25 protein-coding genes are annotated in these 20893 nt (G+C 66.2%); 17 read left to right on the top strand and 8 right to left on the bottom strand.

The window, feature by feature from the left end:
* The first annotated feature begins 101 nt into the window (after positions 1-101).
* The 12 genes from relB to THITHI_RS0110405 all read left to right on the top strand — a co-directional run bounded on the left by relB (position 102) and on the right by THITHI_RS0110405 (position 9305).
* Positions 102-335 carry a type II toxin-antitoxin system RelB family antitoxin gene (gene relB / locus THITHI_RS0110460; RefSeq protein ID WP_018233043.1) on the top strand — a complete coding sequence of 78 codons (234 nt, stop codon included), beginning with the start codon at positions 102-104 and terminating at the stop codon, positions 333-335.
* Positions 319-585 carry a type II toxin-antitoxin system RelE family toxin gene (locus THITHI_RS0110455; protein ID WP_026186259.1) on the top strand — a complete coding sequence of 89 codons (267 nt, stop codon included), beginning with the start codon at positions 319-321 and terminating at the stop codon, positions 583-585. Before relB ends, THITHI_RS0110455 begins: the two co-directional genes overlap by 17 nt.
* A 167-nt stretch (positions 586-752) precedes the next feature.
* A complete protein-coding gene (locus THITHI_RS0110450) occupies positions 753-1271 on the top strand; it encodes a GspH/FimT family pseudopilin (RefSeq protein WP_018233041.1) in 519 nt (172 codons plus the stop codon).
* Positions 1272-1385: 114 nt separating this feature from the next.
* The gene (locus THITHI_RS0110445; RefSeq protein ID WP_018233040.1) at positions 1386-1862 is read left to right on the top strand and encodes a GspH/FimT family pseudopilin; all 477 of its coding nucleotides are present in this window, start codon (positions 1386-1388) and stop codon (positions 1860-1862) included.
* A complete protein-coding gene (pilV, locus tag THITHI_RS18885) occupies positions 1859-2344 on the top strand; it encodes a type IV pilus modification protein PilV (protein ID WP_018233039.1) in 486 nt (161 codons plus the stop codon). The genes THITHI_RS0110445 and pilV overlap by 4 nt, the downstream gene beginning before the upstream one ends.
* Positions 2314-3306 (top strand): PilW family protein, encoded by a 993-nt coding sequence (locus THITHI_RS0110435; RefSeq protein ID WP_198005600.1) that lies wholly within the window; start codon positions 2314-2316, stop codon positions 3304-3306. The genes pilV and THITHI_RS0110435 overlap by 31 nt, the downstream gene beginning before the upstream one ends.
* A gap of 14 nt (positions 3307-3320) precedes the next feature.
* Entirely contained in the window at positions 3321-3860 is a 540-nt protein-coding gene (locus THITHI_RS19800; protein WP_018233037.1) for a pilus assembly PilX family protein, read from the top strand.
* 28 nt (positions 3861-3888) lie between these two features.
* Complete coding sequence (locus THITHI_RS0110425) at positions 3889-7185, top strand: pilus assembly protein (protein ID WP_026186258.1); 3297 nt, start codon at positions 3889-3891, stop codon at positions 7183-7185.
* A 77-nt stretch (positions 7186-7262) separates the two neighbouring features.
* The gene (locus THITHI_RS0110420) at positions 7263-7664 is read left to right on the top strand and encodes a type IV pilin protein (RefSeq protein ID WP_018233035.1); all 402 of its coding nucleotides are present in this window, start codon (positions 7263-7265) and stop codon (positions 7662-7664) included.
* 146 nt (positions 7665-7810) lie between these two features.
* Complete coding sequence (locus THITHI_RS0110415) at positions 7811-8539, top strand: transposase (RefSeq protein ID WP_018233034.1); 729 nt, start codon at positions 7811-7813, stop codon at positions 8537-8539.
* A 75-nt stretch (positions 8540-8614) separates the two neighbouring features.
* A complete protein-coding gene (locus tag THITHI_RS18875) occupies positions 8615-8929 on the top strand; it encodes a PIN domain-containing protein (RefSeq protein WP_083908706.1) in 315 nt (104 codons plus the stop codon).
* A gap of 76 nt (positions 8930-9005) precedes the next feature.
* Entirely contained in the window at positions 9006-9305 is a 300-nt protein-coding gene (locus THITHI_RS0110405) for a DUF2845 domain-containing protein (protein ID WP_156820521.1), read from the top strand.
* 456 nt (positions 9306-9761) lie between these two features.
* Here THITHI_RS0110405 and THITHI_RS18870 read toward each other — a convergent pair whose 3' ends face one another.
* The 7 genes from THITHI_RS18870 to THITHI_RS0110370 form a co-directional block, all read right to left on the bottom strand.
* Complete coding sequence (locus tag THITHI_RS18870; protein WP_018233031.1) at positions 9762-10457, bottom strand: LutC/YkgG family protein; 696 nt, start codon at positions 10455-10457, stop codon at positions 9762-9764.
* Positions 10454-11881 (bottom strand): LutB/LldF family L-lactate oxidation iron-sulfur protein, encoded by a 1428-nt coding sequence (locus THITHI_RS0110395; RefSeq protein WP_018233030.1) that lies wholly within the window; start codon positions 11879-11881, stop codon positions 10454-10456. Before THITHI_RS0110395 ends, THITHI_RS18870 begins: the two co-directional genes overlap by 4 nt.
* A 158-nt stretch (positions 11882-12039) precedes the next feature.
* Positions 12040-12813: a (Fe-S)-binding protein gene (locus THITHI_RS0110390; RefSeq protein ID WP_018233029.1), complete on the bottom strand. Its 774-nt coding sequence runs from the start codon at positions 12811-12813 to the stop codon at positions 12040-12042.
* Between the two features lie 357 nt (positions 12814-13170).
* The gene (locus tag THITHI_RS0110385; protein WP_018233028.1) at positions 13171-13740 is read right to left on the bottom strand and encodes a DUF924 family protein; all 570 of its coding nucleotides are present in this window, start codon (positions 13738-13740) and stop codon (positions 13171-13173) included.
* Positions 13727-14386: a peptide-methionine (S)-S-oxide reductase MsrA gene (msrA, locus tag THITHI_RS0110380; RefSeq protein WP_018233027.1), complete on the bottom strand. Its 660-nt coding sequence runs from the start codon at positions 14384-14386 to the stop codon at positions 13727-13729. Before msrA ends, THITHI_RS0110385 begins: the two co-directional genes overlap by 14 nt.
* Before the next feature lie 25 nt (positions 14387-14411).
* A complete protein-coding gene (locus THITHI_RS0110375) occupies positions 14412-15542 on the bottom strand; it encodes a PQQ-dependent sugar dehydrogenase (RefSeq protein ID WP_018233026.1) in 1131 nt (376 codons plus the stop codon).
* Positions 15543-15761: 219 nt separating this feature from the next.
* Entirely contained in the window at positions 15762-16247 is a 486-nt protein-coding gene (locus THITHI_RS0110370; protein WP_018233025.1) for a hypothetical protein, read from the bottom strand.
* 156 nt (positions 16248-16403) lie between these two features.
* On the opposite strand from THITHI_RS0110370, the gene THITHI_RS0110365 reads away from it, so the two are divergent.
* From THITHI_RS0110365 to THITHI_RS0110350, 4 genes are all read left to right on the top strand, one after another.
* Complete coding sequence (locus THITHI_RS0110365) at positions 16404-17831, top strand: CPBP family intramembrane glutamic endopeptidase (protein WP_018233024.1); 1428 nt, start codon at positions 16404-16406, stop codon at positions 17829-17831.
* A 329-nt stretch (positions 17832-18160) separates the two neighbouring features.
* A complete protein-coding gene (gene crcB, locus THITHI_RS0110360) occupies positions 18161-18589 on the top strand; it encodes a fluoride efflux transporter CrcB (RefSeq protein WP_018233023.1) in 429 nt (142 codons plus the stop codon).
* The gene (locus THITHI_RS0110355; protein WP_018233022.1) at positions 18586-19005 is read left to right on the top strand and encodes a fluoride efflux transporter FluC; all 420 of its coding nucleotides are present in this window, start codon (positions 18586-18588) and stop codon (positions 19003-19005) included. The genes crcB and THITHI_RS0110355 overlap by 4 nt, the downstream gene beginning before the upstream one ends.
* Positions 19002-19346, top strand: a complete 345-nt coding sequence (locus tag THITHI_RS0110350; protein WP_018233021.1) for a DUF190 domain-containing protein — start codon at positions 19002-19004, stop codon at positions 19344-19346. Before THITHI_RS0110355 ends, THITHI_RS0110350 begins: the two co-directional genes overlap by 4 nt.
* A 3-nt stretch (positions 19347-19349) precedes the next feature.
* Here THITHI_RS0110350 and THITHI_RS0110345 read toward each other — a convergent pair whose 3' ends face one another.
* The gene (locus THITHI_RS0110345; protein WP_026186256.1) at positions 19350-20237 is read right to left on the bottom strand and encodes a LysR family transcriptional regulator; all 888 of its coding nucleotides are present in this window, start codon (positions 20235-20237) and stop codon (positions 19350-19352) included.
* A 172-nt stretch (positions 20238-20409) separates the two neighbouring features.
* On the opposite strand from THITHI_RS0110345, the gene THITHI_RS0110340 reads away from it, so the two are divergent.
* Positions 20410-20748, top strand: a complete 339-nt coding sequence (locus THITHI_RS0110340; RefSeq protein WP_026186255.1) for a TusE/DsrC/DsvC family sulfur relay protein — start codon at positions 20410-20412, stop codon at positions 20746-20748.
* Positions 20749-20893: the final 145 nt, after the last annotated feature.

The raw sequence follows: 20893 nt of genomic DNA, 5'->3' as shown, positions 1-20893 counted from the left end.
ACAACTCTGACCCCTTGATTCTTTCGCTTGTTGCACCTTCTGCCCGCTAGGCCCATAATCCTGCTTTACGTGTAAAGCAGGATTGCTGCGAGGTGCCCATTATGAGCAAGCAGGCCAACATCAGACTCCCCGACGAGACCTACGAGCGTCTCCAAGTGCTGGCCGCGCGCACCGGCCGCACCGCCACGTACTACATTCGCGAGGCCATTGAGGCGCAGTTGGATGATTTGGAGGACATATATCTTGCGGAGCAGGTGCTGGCGGACATTCGCGCCGGTCGAGAGAAGACCATCACCATGGATGAGATGAGTCGACGCCTTGGCTTGGACGATTGAGTTTGCGCCGCATGTGGAGAAGGCGCTCAGGAAACTGGGGCATGCGGAGGTCCGCCGGATCATGGCTTTTCTTCGTGACCGGGTGGCGGGGTCCCCGGACCCGCGTCGCTTCGGTCGCCCTCTGAAGGGCCACCTCTCCGAGTTCTGGCGCTACCGCGTTGGCGACTATCGGGTCATTTGCGAACTGCGGGACGAAACGCTTGTCGTCCTGGTGGTGGGTATCGCCCACCGTCGGCAGGTATACCGCTGATTCCCCGGCCGGCAGTCGGCGATCGGGAGGCCCCCGCGTGACACCGCCTCCATGAGAAGGTGGGCCTCCCGACCTGCGGAGCCCCCGGCTCACCCTTTATCCTTCATCCTTCATCCTTCATCCTTCATCCTTTATTCTAATCCCCCCTCACGGACGAGGAGCGCATCATGCCAAGGGAGCATGGCTTTACCCTGATTGATCTCATGGTCACGCTGGCCGTGGCCGCCATTCTGGTCACCGTCGCCGTGCCGGGGCTGACCGGGCTCGTCGCGGAGCAGCGGGTGATCACCACCACCAACCGCTTCGTCACCGCGCTGCACCTGACCCGCTCCGAGGCTGTCAGGCGCGGTACCCGGGTGACGCTCTGCGCCAGTACCGACGGACAGACCTGCAGTTCGCCGGACGACTTCTCCGGCGGCTGGCTGGTCCGGGAGGGGCCCGCCCCGGGGGGCTCACTGGTGGATGGCGCGGGAGAGGTCATCCGCGTCTTCTCCGGCCATCCTTCGCTGACGGTCATCGGTAACCAGGGTGTGCCCGGCTACATCTCCTATCTGGGCACGGGCGAAACCCGCCGGCTGAGCGGGGCACTGCAGATGGGCACGGTGGAAATCTGTGGCGGGGAACGGGCCCGCAGGGTGATCATCAGCAGCACGGGGCGGCCCCGGGTGGAAACCGCAGGCTGCTGATTCCCGTCCGGATATCGGGTGTTTGGACATCCGCCCCCCGGTCATCGTCCGAAACCCGCCCGTTTATCGAATCCGGGGAGACATGCCCGTAAACCGCTGTCTACACTTGCTGCCATGAACCGATCCGCCGGATTCACCCTCATTGAGTTGATGGTCACGCTGGCCGTGGCGGCCATCCTCGTGACCATTGCCGTGCCCGGCATGGTGACGCTGGTGCAGAACAGCCGCACGACCAGCCAGACCAACGAACTCGTCGCGGCTCTGAACCTGGCGCGCAGCGAGGCGGTCAAGCGCGGCGTCACGGTGACGGTCCGGGCCGAGGGCGGGGATTTCGCCGACGGGTGGTGTGTCCACCAGGGGGCGGCCTGTGCCGGCGATGACCGCATTCGGGTCTACCCGGCGATGAATCGCATGGTCGTGGATACCGGCGCCACCCAGGTGGCGTTCAACGCCCGGGGCGCACTGGCCGGGGCCCAGGTCGCCATGGAGATCTACCCGCTGGGTTGCGGTCCGATCACGATCAACCGCGCCAGGGCACTGACCGTCGGCGTCACCGGGCGGGTCAATGTCAACCGGATGAACTGCCCATGATGATGTCCCCTCCCGTTCATTCGGTTTGCGGCGCTTGCCGGGGGCAACGGGGATTCACCCTCCTCGAAGTCCTCATCGCCCTGCTGGTGCTGTCCATCGGGCTGTTGGGCCTTGCCGCCCTGCAGGTGGCGGGCCTGAAGAGCAGCCACAATGCGTACCTGAGTTCCCAGGCGACCCTGATGGCCTACGACATGGCGGACCGCATCCGCGCGGCGGACCGGCTGGATGCCGGCCTGGGCAATTATCTCTACGACGGCAGCATGGCCGGCTTCGGCTGTGACAGCCTTGACCAGGACGTCTCCCTGGGGACCTCGGATCGGGATAACTGGCTGAATGCCGTCGCCTGCTATCTGCCCTCCGGGCTGGGTCGGGTGATCCAGGAGGCCGGCGGTGACTACGTGGTGACGGTGGAATGGACCGACTCCCAGGCGGAGGAACAGGGAGAGACCGAATGGATCTATCAGCTGAGGGTGCGCCTGTGAGCATGCCCGTGCCCATGGACCGTGCCCGCCGCCAGCAGGGTCTGTCTCTGGTGGAGCTGATGGTGGCCCTGCTCATCGGGCTTGTCCTGCTCGCCGGCGTGTTCCAGATCTACCTGAGTGGCCGGCAGAGCGCGCATGCCCAGGAGGACCTCGCCCGCATGCAGGAGAATGGCCGGTACGCCATGGACCTGATCACACAGGATCTGCGCCGGGCCGGTTACTGGGGCGGCAACGCGGATGCCACCCAGATCACCGGTTTCCCCGGGCGCGTGGCCCCTGACGGTACCTGTACCAACAATGATGAGTGGGTGCGTATGGTGGAGCGGCGGGTGTTCGGGGTGAACAATGCCGCCACAGGTTACGGCTGTGCCGGCAGCTATCTGCGTGGCGATATCCTGGCCATGCGTCACTCGGCGTTCGACCCGGCCGACGAGACTGCCCTCGACGCGAACCGTATCTATTTGCGTTCGAGCCTGTTCAGCGGCCGCATCATGCGTGGAAACAATGCGAATATCGGCGACAACGAGATCGTGCAGTTCGCTGCCGATGAACCCGTGGTCCGAGAGCTGCTGGCGAATGCCTACTATGTGGGCAACACCACAACGGGCGTGACCTGTCCCCGCACCGGGGGTGCCGTGCCGGTGCTGCGCCGTGTTCGGGTCGGGCCTACCGGCGTACCGATGAATGAGGAACTGGTGCCCGGCGTGGAGCACCTGCAGGTCCGTTATCTGGTGGCCGGCGGCGCCCAGTATGTGGACGCAAACACCGTCACGCTCAACGACGACTGGGCGGATGTGTCCGCCGTGCGTGTCTGGCTGCTGATGCGCTCGGAATGTCCCGAACCGGGTCTGAACAACACCACCACCTATGTCATGGGCGACATCGACTATCCGGCTGCGCCGGATGACTTCCGGCGCCAGCTCTATGTCGCAACCGTGATGCTGCGGAACTGGACCAACTGATGAGGCCGACGCCCATGCCCATGGATTCGTACCACGGCAGGCCATGCGCACAGCGAGGCACGGCGCTGGTGGTCAGCCTGGTGCTACTGCTCGTGATGACGCTCATAGGCATCACCGCCATGAACTCGTCCGTCATGCAGGGGCTCATGTCCACCAGTTACCAGACCCAGGCCACGACGCTGTCGGGCGCCGAGGTCGTGCTGCGGGAAGGGGAGCTGGATGTGGAGGCCCTGGTGCTGGGACAGAAGGTGGTCAACTACTACGATCTGACTCTGGACGGGGGGGATGATCCCTTTCCCGTGGAAGACCTTACCTGGCCCTCCGGTGCCGAGCTCCTGACGATCCTTGTCGACGAGGCGGGCAAGGACGAGATCTCCGGCCAGTTCGTGATCGAGTACCTGGGCCAGTACGAGGTGCCGGGTGAGACCGCGGTACTGCCGGGCGGTGCCGCCGGCAGCCATGTACATGTGTTCAGGGTCACCGCGCGCGGCGACGGTGACCGCGGTGCATTGCGCACCGTCCAGTCTGTGTACGTCACGCTCGAGGCGCCGTGAAGCGCGGCGGCCCTGGAGGAGAATGGTCATGAAGGAATCAAGTCTGCCCTGTCTGTCGCGGTGTGCCGCGCTCCTGGCGGGAATGCTGTTGGGCGGCACCGCCATGGCGGAGGCCGTCGTGGATCCCTCGACCCATCCCGCAAAGACGCTGGCGCCCTACGTGCTCGAGAACGAGGATCTCACGCGCGGGCCCACCTATGCCTACCGGCCCTGGTTCGAGAACGGCGCCTGGCAGGGCGACATCATCCAGTACACCATCACCGAGCAGGGCGTCCGCAGCACGGATGTGGACGTGGGCGCGAATCCGCCGACCAACGGCCACAACAACTGGAGTGCCCGGGCGACCTTCGCCTTGCGCGAGGGTATCAACGCCACTTACTGGCAGCAGGGCAGCTGGCCGCAGAACCGCAACATCATCACCACCCGCGAGGGCACGACGGTCCCCTTCCTCTGGGATCAGCTCAGCGACGATCAGCGGGCCGCGGTGGATTCGGACACCTATGACAACGGCTCAGGGCCGACCGGCAGCTATGCCAGCCCGATCCTGAATTTCGTGCGCGGCGATCGCAGCAACGAGCGTGACCAGCCGGGCGGTACGCTGCGCCTGCGCTACAGCGTCCTTGGCGACATCATCCATTCCCGGCCCGTGTTCATCAACGATATGGTGCTGGTGGGCGCCAACGACGGCAAGCTGCATGCCTTCGACAGGGTTGACGGTGAGGAGGTGTTCGCGTACGTGCCGTCGATGGTCCTGGGCAAGCTGCGTGCCCTGACCGCAACCCCTTACGAGCACACCTACTTTGTCAACGGCGAGCTTCGGGGCATCACGCTCCCCGACGGCCGGCACCTGGTGGCCGGGGGCCTCGGCGCCGGCGGCAAGGGTTACTTCGTCCTGGACGTGACCAACAGGAACAACCCGCGCGTGCTCATCGAGGTGGGCCCCGATCATGAGCAACTGGGGAACGACGTCGGTCATATCCACGGCCGGCCCACCTTCGCCCGGCTGCCGGACGGCAACTGGTACATGGTCACCGGCAACGGATATCGCCGCGAGGGCGGGGATGCCAAGCTGATCATGCACCCCGTGGGTGGAGGCGGGTCCATCCGCGTGATGTCCGTCGGACTGAGCAACACGGGCGGGCTGTCGCCGCCGGCGCTGGTGGACTACAACGGTAACGCCCGGGCCGACTACGCCTATGCCGGGGACCTCAAAGGCAATCTGTGGCGATTCGGCTTCAACGACAACTCCCGGGCCAGGCTGTTTGCGGCCGGCATCGACAAGCCCATCACGGTGGAACCGGACGCGACCCGCCATGCGGTCGGCGGACTCATTGTGTACGTGGGCACCGGCAGCCTCCTGAGTGCCATGGATATCGGCAACAGGGATACCCAGAGCATCTACGGCATCTGGGACCGCTTCGACGACGATGAGGAAAGCGAGTGCCGCTCGGCCACGACGGCCTGCGTGCCGGGGAATCAACTGCTGACCCAGACGCTCGCCGAGCGCACCCATACCTGGCAGACCGGGGACGGGGGTACCAACGAGCGGATCGTGCGCATCGACGCCAGCGGCAACGAGCCGGACTGGTCGACGGATCTCGGCTGGCGTGTGGATCTGCCCAAGGAGGGCGAGCGGCTGGTGGGTCGTCCGCAGATCCGTTCCGCGCGATTGCAGTTCATCACCACCAATCCGATTGCCGACGTCAACGGCGAGAGCTGGATGATGCAGCTCAACATGGAGACCGGCGGCACCTCGGGCCGCGCGCTGTTCGATTTCGACCACAACGGCGTGCTGGACGACGACGACGCCCTGCCGGACGGGGAGCATCCCATCGGCCAGAACCTGGGCCCGGGCAACATCGCCCAGCCGGCCATCGCCCGGCTGGGCGTGGGCACGGACGCCCTCTACATCAACGGCCTGCTGCTGCCGCCGCAGGGCGGCGGTACCTTCTCCGGAGACGTGGACGTGCATACGGACAGCCCGCTGGGCGACATGATCGTCCCGGGCGGCGACTATCCCGACCCCGATGACATGAACCGTTTCCTGGACGCGGACGGCATCGGCAACCGCACCGATGCCCATCACCATGCCTACGACAAGGTGCACGATGTCCAGTACGTGGACTTCTTCGACATGGAGCCGCGGGAGGGCAAGACCAGCCTGTTGATCGGCACCAGTCCGTACACCGTGCAGCGTGAACTCAACAAGGTGACCCAAGTGAACGGGCTGGACATGAATGCCCCGTTCATCGTCACCCTCACCAACGCGGACCTGTCCAAGGGCACCGAGCTCCAGATCGGCTGCCGCACCTGGAATACCTATGACTACCAGCAGATGATCACCCCGCAGCTGCGTAATGGCACGGCGCCCGGTGATCTCCGTGACGAGAACGGCGGGTCCCTGGTGTTCACGCTCAACGGGATTCTCAACGACACCGGTTGCGACAACCCGACGCTGCGCATCACCATCACCGACCGTGTCGGCCGGGACGGGGTGCTGCACGGCACGCTGCCGGGCTGCGTGAACAACACCCATCGTTACGATGGCACGCCCAAGGACCCCGGGCTGGAGGATCTGTACTCGGTTGACCCGCATGTCACCGAGAACAACGAGGGTCACGGCTACCGCTGGCGCAACGGCGCGCTCACCATGCAGCTGCTCGCGGTCAACCCTGATGGCACCGCCGCCTATGAACTGCAGGACGAAGAACTGCCGGTGGGGCTCAACGCACGGGCGAGTCTGGGATTCGGCGGCATCTTTGCGAAGGGCTTCGCGCGGCATGCAAACAAGAAAGACATCATCCGGGCGACCGCGGAGAACAATAGCGGCCTTCTCTACGAATCCAGCATCTTCTGGCACTGGGGTGACATGTACGACCTCCAGCAGCAGGGCCACCCGCCCTCGTGCTACGGAGTGTCATACTACGGCGCCGTGCTGCGCAACGAGACCGCGGGCATCAACTTCGGCCAGTATTCGGCGCTGATCGACTTCGACAACGCCGCGACACTGATCGCGGAGTACGGCGCTCTTCTGGAACGGTTGCATCAGGCCATGGAGATCATGGATGAGGACGCCATCGAGCAGATCATGCTGGAACTGCATGAGCTGTTCGCGGAAAGCCCGGAACTGGAGCAATACCATCAGTATCGGGGTTACGCCCCCGGCCTGGTGCCCGATCAGCACCTGCTGGATATCGACCGGGTGAGCGAGGACGGCACGCCCGCCGACGTGGTGGACGCCTCGGAGGACCTGAGCCCCGCCCTGGGCCCCAACTTCCGCCCGGGCCGGCGTTCGTGGATCGACATCACCCCGGCGGGCTCGTGACGGCGGCATGATGCCCGGCCCGTGCGTCAACCGGTCTTGAAGAGGCAAGTCGCCTGGAACGAAAGGAAACCATGCAAATGGACAGGAACAGGGGTTTTACACTGATCGAGGTGATGATCGTCGTGGTGATCGTCGCCATCCTGGGGACGATCGCCTACGGCGCTTACACGCGCCACATCCAGGACAGTCGGGTGGCCACCGTGCAGGGGGACCTGATGGAACTGGCCCAGTGGGTGGAGCGGCGCTATTCACTGAACAATTCCTATGCCGGCATCACCACCGCGAACCTGCCCTTCTCCATCTCTCCGCGGAACCCGAACTCCACCACCGCCTACAACATCGCCCTGGGCAACGTGACCGCCACCACGTTCACCCTGACCGCCACCCCCACGGGCCCGCAGGCGGGCCATCGATGCGGCGCCCTGTCGCTCGACCAGGCCGGGCAGCGCACGGCTGCGGAGAACGATTGCTGGCGCTGACCCGGATCAAGGGGTCAGAGTCGTTGATCCACCCGAGTCGGCTGACTTGCTGGTAACCGGACGTCGTTGGGATCGGGTTCGGACGATTGGAAAGCTGATTGCCCACCGGCCCATTTTTTTTGAGTTAAGGAGATAAGGAGTCGTCCATGGCACGGATGCCACGGATCGTGATCCCGGGTCAGCCGTTACATATCATCCAGCGTGGCAATAATCGTGGGGATGTCTTCTTTGAGCGCTGCGATTATCCGCGTTACCTGAACGACCTGCGTGATGCTGCCAAGCGCCATGGCTGCGCCATTCATGCCTACGTGCTGATGACCAACCACGTGCACTTGCTTCTGACCCCCGAGGATGAGCAGGGGCCTGCGCGCATGATGCAGGCCGTTGGCCGGCGCTACGTCCGCTATGTGAATACGCGTCACGGTCGAACGGGTACGTTATGGGAAGGGCGCTATAAGTCGGTGGTGGTGGATTCCGAGAACTACCTGCTGGTATGCAGCCGCTATATCGAACTCAATCCGGTGCGCGCCGGGATGGTGGCGCACCCCGGTGAGTACTCCTGGTCAAGTTACGGGTGCAATGCCCGAGGCCTCGCAGACAACCTGACTACGCCGCATCCCATCTATCGTGCATTGGGGCCGACCATTGCGGAGCGGGAGGCGGCCTACAGGGCATTGTTCGACGGCCACCTTGAATCTCGAACCCTGCGGGAAATCCGGGACGCGACACATGCCGGAACGATTCTGGGTGGCAAGCGCTTTCGGAAGGAGGTCGAAGCGGTACTGCGCCGACCGGTGACACGACTGAACCATGGGGGTGATCGGCGCAGCAAGGCGTATCGCCAGCGCAAGCCGGCGTGTCCCCACCAAACATGACAGAACGAATCAAGGGGTCAGAGTTGTTGAAACCAACTTCAACAACTCTGACCCCTTGATTTCCTTAGCTATCAGGTGTTGCAGGAGTACTACCAGGTCGTTACCAGAAAATTGACACCGGGAATGGATGTGGAGTCAGCGCGTTCGGATGTCCGAGACCTCATGTCCTGGCGGCCAGTGTCTGCCGACAGCCTGGTCCTGGAGGTGGCCTGGACACTGGAAGCCCGTTATCATCTCTCATGGTGGGACGCACTGATCGTCGCGGCGGCAAGCCGGGCAGGATGCCGCTATCTGCTGAGTGAAGATTTGCAGCATGGTCAGACCCTGGATCAGGTTGTCGTGCTCAACCCCTTCGAGTCGGAAGTTCCGGAGCCGGCATCGGGTCGTTGAATCCGTTTTGGTGCAATATGCGGGTTGAGTCGACACCTGAATCCACCGGCCCCTCATGCCGGCCAGGGAGAAGGTCATGAACAGGATGTCACGCATCGCGGTACTCATTCTGCTGATCGCCGCCGGCACGGCTGCGGCCTCCAGCCTGCGTTTTGACGGGGTGCTGATCCGCGAGGGCAGCCCCGCCTACCTGCTGCTGGAACATCTGGGGGAACCCCTGTATCGCAGCCGGGAGGATGTGTGCGTGCGGCGGGGCGTGTACGGCTGCGAGCGCTGGCAGCAACAGGAGACCTGGTTCTATCGGCACAATGACCTGAACTACACCATCCGGGTCAGCGGCGGGCACATCATCGAGATCCGCTGGTCCCGGTTCTGACCCGCAGATCCCTCTACCCTCGGCTACGGCCGCCGAAGCGCCCTTCGCCGTTTCGAGTGGATTTGACGACGTCCGGGAATTCATGGTTGTCCCCGGTCAGGGGCGCATCGCCCGGAGGACCGGGCTCCTACGTGTGTATCCATCTACAACGGGACGTGCATGTTCCGGCTGTCGCCAACGAAGGCATTCCACTCGAAACGTCGAAGAACCGATTGAAGCGCCTTCACCCGGTCAGGCCCCTAGCAGGCTGTTGAAAAAGTCTCCGGCGGATGCCAGGCAAGGCGGAAAGTGGCGAAAAAGCGCAGTGTACACGGGAGTACATGAGCATTTTGAGCCGCTTTCCAACGCAGCATGGCGCCGCCCGAGGGTTTTTCAACAGCCTGCTAACCCTGCGCATCCCGTCTGTCCTTTCCCTGCCGGACGGGCATTGCGCCATTGCCGGCTACGGCTGCGCCTTCACCCGGTCTGCGAGGCGACCGACTCCGGAACGTCGGACTCGACCCATAGCACGTGCAGGCTTCTCGGCCCATGGGCCCCGAGCTGGATCGTCTGTTCCACGTCCGCGGTGCGTGACGGTCCCGTGATGAGATTCACCGTGCGCGGCCAGACGGCATCCCGTGCGCGGATGCGGTCCCATGCGTCCTCCAGATGGCTGACCAGATCGGCCGCGTGAAGGACCACCAGGTGATGGTCCGGCAGGAAGTTGAGCGTGGTGGGATTCTCCGGTCCGGAGAGCAGGACGAGGCTGCCCGTCTCGGCCACGGCGCAGAACGCGCGGCTCACGCACAACGGTTCCTCGCCGAAGCTTCGGCCGAAGCGCGGCTCGAGCTCTGCGCTCCGCCAATCCAGCGTTTCCAGCGACGGCGCCACGGCGACGGGACCGGCCAGTCCCCGCCCGGTCATGTAGGTGGCCACGCGCGCGGGCACCCCGGTCTCGGCGTCCAGCGGCTCGAGCGAGCCTGCCGCCGCCTCCAGGCGCGAGCGGAACAGCGTGGTCAGGTCACCTACCGGCAGGCGGGGCCGGAGGTTGTCTTGCGCGCCCGCGCCGGGGCGCAGGCGCGCATCCAGGGCCTCCCGGGACGCCGCCGACAGGGGACCGCGTCCGAGCCCCCGCCGGATGGCGGCGAGGATGTGGTCACGCGCCCCGCTCATTGGTCCTTCTCCCTGCGTTTCCAGGCGGCCATGAAGGTGTCGCCCTGGGGCGCGGGCAAGACGCGCCCGCCCCGGAACCAGGCACGGGCCAGCGGCAGGGCGTCGAGGCGGCCGCGCCGTCCGGCAAGGAATGCGAGCGCGCGCGCCTGCAGGGCCGTCACCTGCCGATAGAGCCCCGGGCGGCGGGCCAGCCAGCCCCAGGCAGCCAGCGCCCAGCGGGCACGGCGAGTACCCAGGTGATGCTCGAACTGCCGATGGCGCAAGGTGCGCAACAGGTCCGGCAGGGGGATGCGCACCGGACAGACTTCGCGGCAGCGGCCGTTGAGCGTGCAGGCGTTGGGCAGGTCCTGCGCTTCCCGAAGCCCCAGTGTGAGCGGCGTGAGCACCGAACCCATGGGGCCGGGATACACCCAGCCATAGGCATGTCCGCCGACCGCCCCGTATACCGGACAGTGATTCAGACAGGCCCCGCAGCGGATGCAGCGGAGCATCTCCCGGAACTCGTCCTTCAGCATGGCGGAACGGCAGTTGTCCACCAGCACCACGTGGTACTGGTCCGGGCCGTCCGGATCATCGGTGCGCCGCGGGCCGGTGGACAGGGTGGTGTAGCTGGTGATCTGCTGGCCCGTGGCGCTGCGCGGCAGCAGGCGGAGCAGGGTGGTGGCATCCTCCAGGGTGGGCACCACCTTCTCGATGCCCGCCGTGACGACATGCACTCTCGGCAGGGTGTTGGTGAGATCACCGTTGCCCTCGTTGGTGACGATGATGCTGGAGCCGGTTTCGGCGATCAGGAAGTTGGCGCCGGTGATGCCCACGTCCGCATCCAGATACTTCTGGCGCAGCACCTGGCGGGCCTCGTTGACGAGGTCCGGGATCTCGGTGAGCCTCTCCGTCAGGCCGTATTTCGCGTGGTGTTCCTGGAAGAGATCCGAGATCTGCCCCCGGGTCTTGTGCACGGCGGGGGCGATGATGTGACTGGGCAGTTCCCCGGCCAGCTGGATGATGTATTCGCCCAGGTCCGTCTCCACCGCTTCCATCCCCGCGGCCTCCAGGGCCTCGTTGACGTTCACCTCCTCGCCCACCATGGACTTGCCCTTGGTGACGCTGCGGGCGCCGGCGTCCCGGCAGATCTCCACCACGATGCGGCAGGCGTCCTCCGGGGTGGCGGCCCAGTGCACGTGCCCGCCCTGGCGGGTGACGGCCTCCTCGTAGCGCTCCAGGTAATAATCCAGGTTTTCCAGGGCGTGGTTCTTGATGACCACGGCGCGATCGCGCAGCGCCTCGTACTCGGGCAGGGCCTCGAAGGCCACCCGGCGCTTGAGCACGAACCCGTCCTTTGCGCGCGCGAGCGCGCTGCGCAGCGTCTCGTCGCGAAGGGCTTCCACGGCGCGGGTCTTGAATTCCTGGCTACGGGGCTGGGTCATGTTGTCGGAAAACCTTTTTTGCCACAGAGGGCACAGAGAAAAACAATGTCATGAAGCGCGCTTGTATACATCCACATGTGGGAGGTGCTCAGCCGGGTTGTTGTCTCTTGCCTCTGTGACCTCTGTGACCTCTGTGACCTCTGTGGCAAATTGCCTTTTCATTTGATCTCGGGCTCCCCAAGACCCGGATGATCCGTCATACCGGCCAGCACCTCGGCCACATGGTAGACCTTCACCGGGCTGTCCACGGCCTTGAGCCGGCCGGCGATGTTGAGCAGACAGCCGAGGTCGCCGCCCAGCACCGTGTCCGCGCCGGTGGCGGTGATGGCGTCGGACTTGTCGGACACCATGCGCCGGGAGATCTCCGGATACTTGACGCAGAATGTGCCGCCGAAGCCGCAGCACACCTCGGCGTCCGCCATCTCGTCGAGCTGCAGACCGTCCACTGTGGCCAGCAGGTCGCGGGGCTGGCGCTTCACGCCCAGCTGGCGCAGGCCGGAGCAGCTGTCATGGTAGGTCACGGTGCCGGCATAGCGCGCGTCGACGGAGGTCATGCCGCATACGTCGGTGAGAAAGCTGGTGAGTTCGAAGGTCTTGTCCGCCAGTGCCCTGGCGCGGATCTGCCAGTCGGGCTCGGTTTCGAACAGCCGCGGGTAGTCATGCACCATGCCCGCACACGAGCCGGAAGGCAGCACGACGTGGTCGCAGTGTTCGAAGGCCTCGATCACCTGTCGGGCCAGGTCGGCGGCGGTGGGGTTGTCGCCGCTGTTGTAGGCGGGCTGCCCGCAGCACGTCTGGGCGGGTGGCACCTCCATCCGGCAGCCGGCCTGCTCCAGCAGCTTCACCGCGGAGAAACCCACCGAGGGTCTGTACAGATCCACCAGGCAGGTGACGAACAGGCCGACATGGCGCGGGGCGGGTGTCGTGGTCATGGGTCCATATTAGGCCCGGGCGGTGCGGGAATAAACAGGCGATTGGCACGGCGAACCGCGCAGGATGCAATGGGGCGTGAAGCCATTCAGGATCGGCCAGGGTCGGCCACAGAGGTTTCAGTATCAGAAATGATCAGCCACAGAGGGCACAGAGGTCACAGAGGTTTAATGCGAAAGCGAGGCGTTGCCGATGGGCCGGGGCTTTGCAGGCGGGATGATGATGCGCCTGATCTGCAGTCGTTCAGGTCTTTTCCTCTGTGCCCTCTGTGGCAAATCCGCCTTTACTTCCCGAGACACATCAGGTCCGGGATCGGGGTCCGTGAACTAGACAATCCCGCCCAAGGTCCTTGCGCCCGATCAACCGCGGTAGGCGTCGTCGCTGTCGAGCCAGGCCTGCTCCCCGGCGGTGTTTTCCCGGCCTAGGATGGCGTTGCGGTGAGGGAATCGCCCGAAGCGGGCAATGATGTCCCGGTGATGTCCGGCCCATTGGCGGTTGTGTTCCAGGCCCGGCCGGGAGAACAGTTCCAGGGAACGCTCCTGATCCGTCAGGGACTCGCTGTGCATGAAGGGCATGTACAGGAAGGCTTTCTGATCCGGGCTCAGTTCCCGGTCGAGGCCCCGGGCGATGGCGGCGTCGGCCACTGCGCGTGCGGCGGCCTCCGTGGAGAAGGACTCGGGCGTGCCGCGAAACATGTTCAGGGGAAACTGGTCCAGCAGGATGGCCAGGGCCAGGGCACCCTCGGCGGTGTCGCCCCAGTGATCCAGATCCCCCGCGGCCGCCTGCCGCCACAGGGGCTCGAAGCGTTCCCGGATCTCCCGGTCCAGTTGCGGGGTGGAATGAAACCAGCGGGAACGGATGCGCCCGGCGAACCAGAACTCCAGGATCTGCGCCGCCCCCGCGGCGGGGTCCGCCTCAGGCACCGGCATCCCGCGGGCTCCAGTCGGGGCAGGTTACACCGGTGCCGCCCAGGCCGCAGTAGCCACCCGGGTTCCTGGCCAGGTACTGCTGATGGTAGTCCTCGGCGTAGTAGAATTCCGCGGCGTCGCGGATCTCCGTGGTGACGGGTCCGAGGCCCCGGTCGGCAAGCGCGGCCGCGTAGGCGTGCATGGAGGCCTTCGCCTCGGCCTGCCGGTCCGGCCCGCTCACGTAGATGCCCGAGCGGTACTGGGTGCCCACGTCGTTGCCCTGGCGCATCCCCTGGGTGGGGTCGTGGGTTTCCAAGAACACCCTGAGCAGGTCCGCAAACGTGATCTTCGCAGGGTCGTAGACCACGCGCACCACCTCGTTGTGGCCGGTACGACCGCTGCATACCTCCCGGTAGGTGGGGTTCGGGGTGAAGCCCGCCGCGTAGCCCACCGCCGTGGTGTACACGCCGGGTAGTGCCCAGAAGGCCTTCTCCGCGCCCCAGAAACAGCCCAGCCCGAAGACAGCCTCCTCGAAGCCCTCGGGCCAGGGCGGGGTGAGCGGTGTGCCGAGCACCGCGTGGCGTTCCGGCACGGGCATGGCGTCCGCCCGGCCGGGGAGCGCCTCTTCCGGACGGGGCATCAGGGCGGGCTTCATGAATCCGAACATGGATCGTGTCCTCCCGGAAGCGGGTTCAGTCTGCCGGCTCCAGGCGCAGCAGCCGGCCGTTGCGATGGTCTGTCAGCAGCCACAGGTAGCCGTCGGGCCCCTGGCGTACGTCGCGGATTCGCTGGCCCAGCTCCCGGAAGAGCGGTTCCTCGTCCACCACGCGATCACCCTCCATCACCAGCCGGGCCACATGGGTGCGGGCGAGGGCGCCCACGAACAGGTCGCCCCGCCAGCGCGGAAATCTGTCGCCGGTATAGAAGGCCATGCCGGAAGGCGCGATGGACGGCGTCCAGTGGTGTACCGGTTGCGCCATGCCTTCTTTCTCGGTGATGCCTTCGCCGATGGTGGCGCCGGAATAGTCGATCCCGTGGGTGATCACCGGCCAGCCGTAATTCACACCGGGGCGGATGAGATTGACCTCGTCGCCACCCCGGGGGCCATGCTCGTTCTGCCAGACGGCGCCGGTCTCCGGGTGGAGGGCCATGCCTTGGGCGTTGCGGTTGCCGTAAGTGTAGATCTCCGGCCGGGCGTCGTCACGGTCCGTGAACGGGTTGTCCCCGGGAGTGCGCCCGTCGTCGTGCAGGCGGATGGTGGTGCCGGCGTGGTCGTCCAGCGCCTGGGCGCGCTCCATCTCGCCGCGGTCACCCACGGTGATGTAGAGATAACCCACGCGGTCGAACAGCAGCCGGGAGCCGAAGTGGCGGCCGCCGTCGGAAGCCGGCTCGGCGATGAACAGGACCTCCACGTCGTGCAGCGCATCGTTCTCGAGGCGCCCCCGGGCCACATGGGTGGTCACGCCGCGCCCGTGGTCGGCGGAGTAGGACCAGTACAGGAGGCGATTGGCCTCGAACTCCGGATGGACGGCCAGGTCCAGCAGTCCGCCCTGGCGGATGGCGCGGATCTCCGGAAGACCGGGTACCGGGTCCGCCAGCAGTACACCGTCGCGCAGGATCCGCAACCGGCCGGGCCGTTCCGTGATCAGCATGTCGCCGCCGGGCAGAAAGGCCAGGGACCAGGGATGTTCCAGGTTGTCGGCGACCTCCACCATGCGCACCACGTGCTCCCGGGTGTCGAAGCGGGTGTCGGCGGCGCAGGCGGCGGCAAGGCCGAAGGCGAGTACGGCGAATGCCAGGCTCAAGTGGCTGCGATGAGTCATGGGCGTCTCCCGTTGAAAACCGACCGGTGGCGGCCGTCACAGGCCTCATGCACCTTTCGTGTCCGGCGGGCGGGCGGAGTTCCCCGGGGAAGTTGGCGCGGGTGCCGCGAAGCGTGAAGGTGATCCGGCGCCCATTGCCCGCAGGTGTTCAACGCGGTCGCGGTCGTCCCCGCCGCGCGCGGATCCGGGTTGCCCGGCAAACGGGTGGAACCCGGCGCGTCAGGACGGATCCTTGTCCAGGCGGGCGCCGGGCTCGGCCAGGGTGAGGCCGGAGAGGTCCACCCGCAGCGGGGCCGCCTCGCGGGATTCCCCGATCTGCGCGCCGGGCTCGGCCAGGGTCAGACCGGAAAGGTCCACCTCCAGCGGCGGGACATCCCGGGGGTCGGCCATGAGCGCGCCTGGCGGTGCCAGGGTGGCCTCCAGGGCCGTGCCCGCCGCCCCTCCGCCCGGCGGAGCGTAGGTGGAGGATGATCCGGGTGCACTGATCTCCGCGCGCCAGCCGGCCTGCTGCAGGACGGCCTGGTACTTGCGGGCGGTGGCCTCGTCCAGGCCCTTCTTGATCACCACCGGGAGCTCGGCCAGCAGCGCCTGCACCCGGTCGTCAGGCAGCTTGAACAGCCGCGCCAGCGCCGCCCGGGCCTGGTCCGGCGGCACGCCGGAGGCCGAGGGTCCGGTGAGTGTGACCCGGTAATCCGACTGAGCCATGGTTGTCCTCCGCTCGACCGGTGAAGAATACTCTCCTAACCTTAAACCAAACCCGGGGGCTTTGTGACCCGCCGGTCGCGTCGACGCATCCGCCGGCTCCGCGGCGCACCAACCGGGCCCGGGAACCTGCGGATCGCGCCACGGTCCATGAGGCTCATGGGGGAAACCCGACCCAATCCATGGTTCACCGGCCTGTTGGCGTTGCTGGTGGCCGGTGTCATGGTGTTCACCTTGTACCCGGCCGCGATCAGTGAGGGCCCCTCGGGGTTGCGCTTCGTGGGCGAGTCCGCGGGCCGTAAGGCCGACCGGCACCTGTATTTCTATGGCGGCTACGAGACCGTGCCCGCGTGGGAACGCGCCATGCACCGGATGCTGTTCGGCCCCCGGGAGGCGGTGGAGCGCAAGTCCATCGATATCTACGCGGAGACGCTGGAATGGTTCGCCCGCAACCCGTCCCGCACCCGCCCCTGGAATGAACAGAACACCCGCGCACGCTGGCTGATCGCGCTGGCCGAGACCGGCCGGGTCGAGGCCTTCGTCGAGGGATTGCAGACCCTGGGCAGCGGGCCGGAGGAGGACGTGCTCCGGGCCACCCTGGCCCATGCCTACGGGGTGGAAGGTGAGACGCTCATCCCAGCCGAGCTGCGTTATGGCGCACGCATGGTGCCCGGCGGCTGGGGGCGCGACCATCTGCGCATGCGTCTGGCCGAGCGGGCGGGGGACCTGGAGACCGCCGGGGCCTTCCGCACCGCCCTCGCGGTACGGGGTACAGAGATGCGCGAGCGCCTGCGCTGGCTCGCCGCATTCGTGGCGGGCACCCTTGGCGCGGGGATCATCCTGCTGGTGCGGGCCCGGGTGTTCACCCGGCCGCCGCCCTGGCGCGCGGCGGTGCTGGATCAACCCTGGGCGCCGCTCCAGGGTCTTGCCGTGGGGGTGCGTGCGGCCCTCTACGCGGTACTCATCGCCCTGGGTCTGAGCCTGTTTCAGCAGCATTACTTCCGCCCCGGCATCCTCTCCATGTGGAGCACGCTGGTGGTCGCCCTGCCCATGCTGTGGCTCATCCACCGGCACCTGCTGCGCCCGCGGGGCATCGGCTATGTGCAGGCCTTCGGGCTGAGCCTTTCCGGTGTGGGACTGCGCGCCCTCGCCGCAGTGACCCTCGTGGTGCTGGCCATCCAGTGGGGCGGCAACATGGTCATTGCCTGGCTCGGGTGGGCCGCCGGGCTGGAGGGCCACTGGTCCCACGGCATACACGAACTGGCCCTGTTCGGCTCCCTGCGCAATACGCTGATCACGGGGTTCAACGCGGTGGTGTGGGCCGCGGTGATCGAGGAGATCGCCTTCCGGGGTCTGGTCTATGTGACGCTCAGGAGCGTGATGCGGCCCTGGCTGGCCATCGTGCTCTCCGCCGCCCTGTTCAGCGGCCTGCACCTGTATTCCATGACCGCCATGCTGTCGGTGTTCTGGAGCGGCCTGGTGCTCGCCTGGAGCTTCGAGCGTTTCCGCAGCCTGCTGCCGGGCATGGCGGCGCATGCCATCGGCAACGCGCTGGCGGTATCCACGTTGATGCTGTTCTATCGCTGAGATCGGGGGCGCCCCGCCTCGTTTGTCCGACGGGCTTGGAAATCAAGGTTCAAAGTTCAAAGTTCAATGCTCAAAGGAAATGCAACGGACTCGCGGGTGAGAAGCCGCATTCGGTTCCCGCCTCTCCCTTTGAACTTTGAACCTTGAACATTGAACCTTGAACTTCGAACTCAACAGCAGGCACAGGAACGACGGGTTTTGCGGCGCGACTTCTGCTATCAATGGACGCCCATGACGCACGTTCTGCTGCCAACTGACGGCCGGTCCCCCGTGAGTCGGGCGGAAGCGCGGCTTCGCGTCACCGCCCCCGCGGCGCGTCGGGGCCGGTGATGGAGGGTCCGCTGCCGGTGCCGGGATTGAGTCCCGCGCTGCTCGCGATGATCGCCCTGGGCGGATTTGTCGGCGGGCTGACCCGCTACTGGCTCTCGGGGGTGGTGGGGCGCGCCGTCGGCGAGACCTTCCCCTGGGGCACCATGGCCGTGAACGTGAGCGGCGCCCTCTGCATCGGTGTGCTCGCGGCCCTGCTGCCTCCGGGAGACGGACACGGGCTCACGGTGTCATTGTGGGCGGCCCTGGTGGTGGGGGTGCTCGGCAGCTACACCACGGTATCCTCGTTCAGCCTCCAGACCCTTGCCCTGTTGCGCGAGGGTGAGCGACGACGCGCGGCCGCCAACGTGATCCTCTCGGTATCGCTGTGCCTCGGCGCCGCCGCCGCCGGCCACGCGCTGACCCTGACGCTTCTCGGAGGCGGACCATGAAGGGGGGTGCGGGTCGCATCTACCTGGCCGTGGCCCTGGGCAGTGCGCTGGGGGCCGTCACCCGGCACCTGGTATCCGTGGCGGCGCTCGTCGCCCTGGGCCCCGCCTTTGCCTGGGGCACCTTGATCGCCAACGTGCTGGGCTCCTGGCTGATCGGCCTGTACGCGGCGCTCACGGAACCGGGCGGCAGACTCATGGCTCGACCCGCCGCGCGCCAGTTCGTGCTGGGCGGGTTCTGCGGCGGGTTTACCACCTTCTCCATCTTCAGCCTGGAAACCCTGCTACTGTTCGGTGAGGGGCGAAGCGGTGTGGCGCTGCTTTATGTGGGCGTCTCGCTCGCCGCCTGGCTCGCGGCCGTGTGGGCCGGACACGCCGCGGGCATGCGCTTGAACCGGCTCAGGCGGAGTGATTCATGACCGACTACGTCCAGGCGACCCTGCTGCGCATCTTCATCGGCGAATCGGACGAGTTCGAGGGCAGGCCCCTGCACGAGGCCATCGTGCTCGAGGCCCGCGAGCAGGGCCTGGCCGGCGCCACGTTGCTGCGCGGGCCCATGGGTTACGGGCGCTCCAGCCGGCTGCACACGGCGAAGATCCTGCGCCTGTCCGAGGATCTCCCCGTCGTGATCGAGATGGTCGACGCCGAGGCGCGCATCAAGGGCTTTCTGGAGCGGCTCGTCCCCATGCTGGGCAGCGCCCTGGTGACACTGGAGAACGTGCGTGTGTTGCGCTACGGCCACGACGCGGGCCTGGACTGACCCCTACGCCACCGGAGCAGACGCGCTCTCCCGGGCACCGTGCGCCGCTTCGGCGGCCGCCACCTCGCGCAGTGTCTCGAGCGCGTACGCCACCGCCGATGCATCCCGCTCGCGCGCGAAGACCATGTACGCGGGCAGTGAAAAGCGCGGACTGTCGGGCACCAGAAAGAGCTGCCCCGCGTCCACCAACGGCCGCGCCACGCGAATTGGCATGAAGCAGGATCCGCCGCTGCAGAGGATGATCTGGATGCCCAGCCAGCCGAGGTTGGCGTGCAGCGCCGGGCGTTCCATGTCCGGGTAATGGTTGGCATGCCGGGCATGGAACGCCGGGCCCCAGTCCACGTGCACGTACCCGTCGTCGGGCCAGGGCCGCTCCGGGTCCGTGGTGAGCAGCACCAGGGTCTCGTCGAACAGGTGTTCCACCACCAGCCCCGGGCTGTGCTGGGGGGTGTACATCAGGCCGATGTCCAGCGTGCCCTCCACCAGCCGCCGCATCAGGTCCTCCTCGAAGCCGATCTCGCTGCTCACCGCGATATGCGGCGCACTGCGGCGCAGACGGTCCAGCCACCGCGGCAGGAAAAACCCCTCCCACAGGGCGATGCGGGCCCCCACGGTGATGCTGGCGCGAAACCGGCCCGGCAGACCCACGTCGTGGCGGGCCTGCTCCAGGGTCAGCATCAGGGCCTTGGCATGACGCATGAAGCGCCGGCCGGCCGTTGTGAGGTTGGCGCCCGAGCGGTTGCGCACGAACAATCGGGCGCCCAGGTCGGCTTCCAGCTTCTGGATGCGGGCGCTCACCGTGGACTGGGTGACATGCAGCCGTTCGCCGGCCTCCACGAAGCTGCCGTGGGCCGCCACCGCCAGGAAGGTTCGAATCTGGTCCGTATCCAGAGGCATGGGTATTAATATCTGTCATAACGATATTAAAGTGCAATAACTTTCGTTTGCCTTTGGCTAAATCATCCCTATAGTGGAAATCAAAGCCGTCCCCGGCGCCCTGTCGCCACAGTGCACCGGGGCCGTGATGCAACCCCTGACAGGTGAAACCGGACGGGAGATTTCCATGAGCATACAAGTCAACAGCATGCGTATCGAGACCGACGACGAGGGCTATCTGATCGACCCCGAGGCATGGGACGAGAAGGTGGCCGAGACCATCGCGGACCGTGAAGGCGTGGTGCTCACCGAGGAGCATCGCAAGGTGCTGGAGTACATTCGCGAGCACTTCGAGACCCAGCATGTGGCCATCGATGCCCGGTTTGTCATCAAGTACATCGCCGAGGAACTGGGCTACGGAGACCGGGCCCGCCAGCGCCTCTACGAACTCTTTCCCTACGGCTACATGCAGCAGGTGTGCAAGATCGCCGGCATGCGGCGTCCGCGGGCGTGGAGCACCGGCTGAGGTCGACGGTCCGACCGCCGGGAGCGGGCCGGGCAGATGAATCGAGTACATGGGTGAAGTGCCGCGGGCCATCGAGGCCCCGTACCCCGCTTTCGTGAGGAAGCGGGGTCTTTTTTTTTGACCGTTGGTCGCAGACCTGCAGGCA

Source organism: Thioalkalivibrio thiocyanodenitrificans ARhD 1, assembly GCF_000378965.1.
GTDB lineage: Bacteria > Pseudomonadota > Gammaproteobacteria > Ectothiorhodospirales > Ectothiorhodospiraceae > Thioalkalivibrio_A > Thioalkalivibrio_A thiocyanodenitrificans.
This window is presented reverse-complemented; position numbering and strand designations above follow the sequence as displayed.

Excerpts from the sequence above, each read along its gene's own strand:
- relB (WP_018233043.1), top strand. The coding sequence starts at position 102 with ATGAGCAAGCAGGCCAACATCAGACTCCCCGACGAGACCTACGAGCGT.
- THITHI_RS0110450 (WP_018233041.1), top strand. The coding sequence starts at position 753 with ATGCCAAGGGAGCATGGCTTTACCCTGATTGATCTCATGGTCACGCTG.
- THITHI_RS0110445 (WP_018233040.1), top strand. The coding sequence starts at position 1,386 with ATGAACCGATCCGCCGGATTCACCCTCATTGAGTTGATGGTCACGCTG.
- pilV (WP_018233039.1), top strand. The coding sequence starts at position 1,859 with ATGATGATGTCCCCTCCCGTTCATTCGGTTTGCGGCGCTTGCCGGGGG.
- THITHI_RS0110435 (WP_198005600.1), top strand. The coding sequence starts at position 2,314 with ATGGATCTATCAGCTGAGGGTGCGCCTGTGAGCATGCCCGTGCCCATG.
- THITHI_RS19800 (WP_018233037.1), top strand. The coding sequence starts at position 3,321 with ATGCCCATGGATTCGTACCACGGCAGGCCATGCGCACAGCGAGGCACG.
- THITHI_RS0110425 (WP_026186258.1), top strand. The coding sequence starts at position 3,889 with ATGAAGGAATCAAGTCTGCCCTGTCTGTCGCGGTGTGCCGCGCTCCTG.
- THITHI_RS0110420 (WP_018233035.1), top strand. The coding sequence starts at position 7,263 with ATGGACAGGAACAGGGGTTTTACACTGATCGAGGTGATGATCGTCGTG.
- THITHI_RS0110415 (WP_018233034.1), top strand. The coding sequence starts at position 7,811 with ATGGCACGGATGCCACGGATCGTGATCCCGGGTCAGCCGTTACATATC.
- THITHI_RS0110405 (WP_156820521.1), top strand. The coding sequence starts at position 9,006 with ATGAACAGGATGTCACGCATCGCGGTACTCATTCTGCTGATCGCCGCC.
- THITHI_RS18870 (WP_018233031.1), bottom strand. The coding sequence starts at position 10,457 with ATGAGCGGGGCGCGTGACCACATCCTCGCCGCCATCCGGCGGGGGCTC.
- THITHI_RS0110395 (WP_018233030.1), bottom strand. The coding sequence starts at position 11,881 with ATGACCCAGCCCCGTAGCCAGGAATTCAAGACCCGCGCCGTGGAAGCC.
- THITHI_RS0110390 (WP_018233029.1), bottom strand. The coding sequence starts at position 12,813 with ATGACCACGACACCCGCCCCGCGCCATGTCGGCCTGTTCGTCACCTGC.
- THITHI_RS0110385 (WP_018233028.1), bottom strand. The coding sequence starts at position 13,740 with ATGCCGGTGCCTGAGGCGGACCCCGCCGCGGGGGCGGCGCAGATCCTG.
- msrA (WP_018233027.1), bottom strand. The coding sequence starts at position 14,386 with ATGTTCGGATTCATGAAGCCCGCCCTGATGCCCCGTCCGGAAGAGGCG.
- THITHI_RS0110375 (WP_018233026.1), bottom strand. The coding sequence starts at position 15,542 with ATGACTCATCGCAGCCACTTGAGCCTGGCATTCGCCGTACTCGCCTTC.
- THITHI_RS0110370 (WP_018233025.1), bottom strand. The coding sequence starts at position 16,247 with ATGGCTCAGTCGGATTACCGGGTCACACTCACCGGACCCTCGGCCTCC.
- THITHI_RS0110365 (WP_018233024.1), top strand. The coding sequence starts at position 16,404 with ATGGGGGAAACCCGACCCAATCCATGGTTCACCGGCCTGTTGGCGTTG.
- crcB (WP_018233023.1), top strand. The coding sequence starts at position 18,161 with ATGGAGGGTCCGCTGCCGGTGCCGGGATTGAGTCCCGCGCTGCTCGCG.
- THITHI_RS0110355 (WP_018233022.1), top strand. The coding sequence starts at position 18,586 with ATGAAGGGGGGTGCGGGTCGCATCTACCTGGCCGTGGCCCTGGGCAGT.
- THITHI_RS0110350 (WP_018233021.1), top strand. The coding sequence starts at position 19,002 with ATGACCGACTACGTCCAGGCGACCCTGCTGCGCATCTTCATCGGCGAA.
- THITHI_RS0110340 (WP_026186255.1), top strand. The coding sequence starts at position 20,410 with ATGAGCATACAAGTCAACAGCATGCGTATCGAGACCGACGACGAGGGC.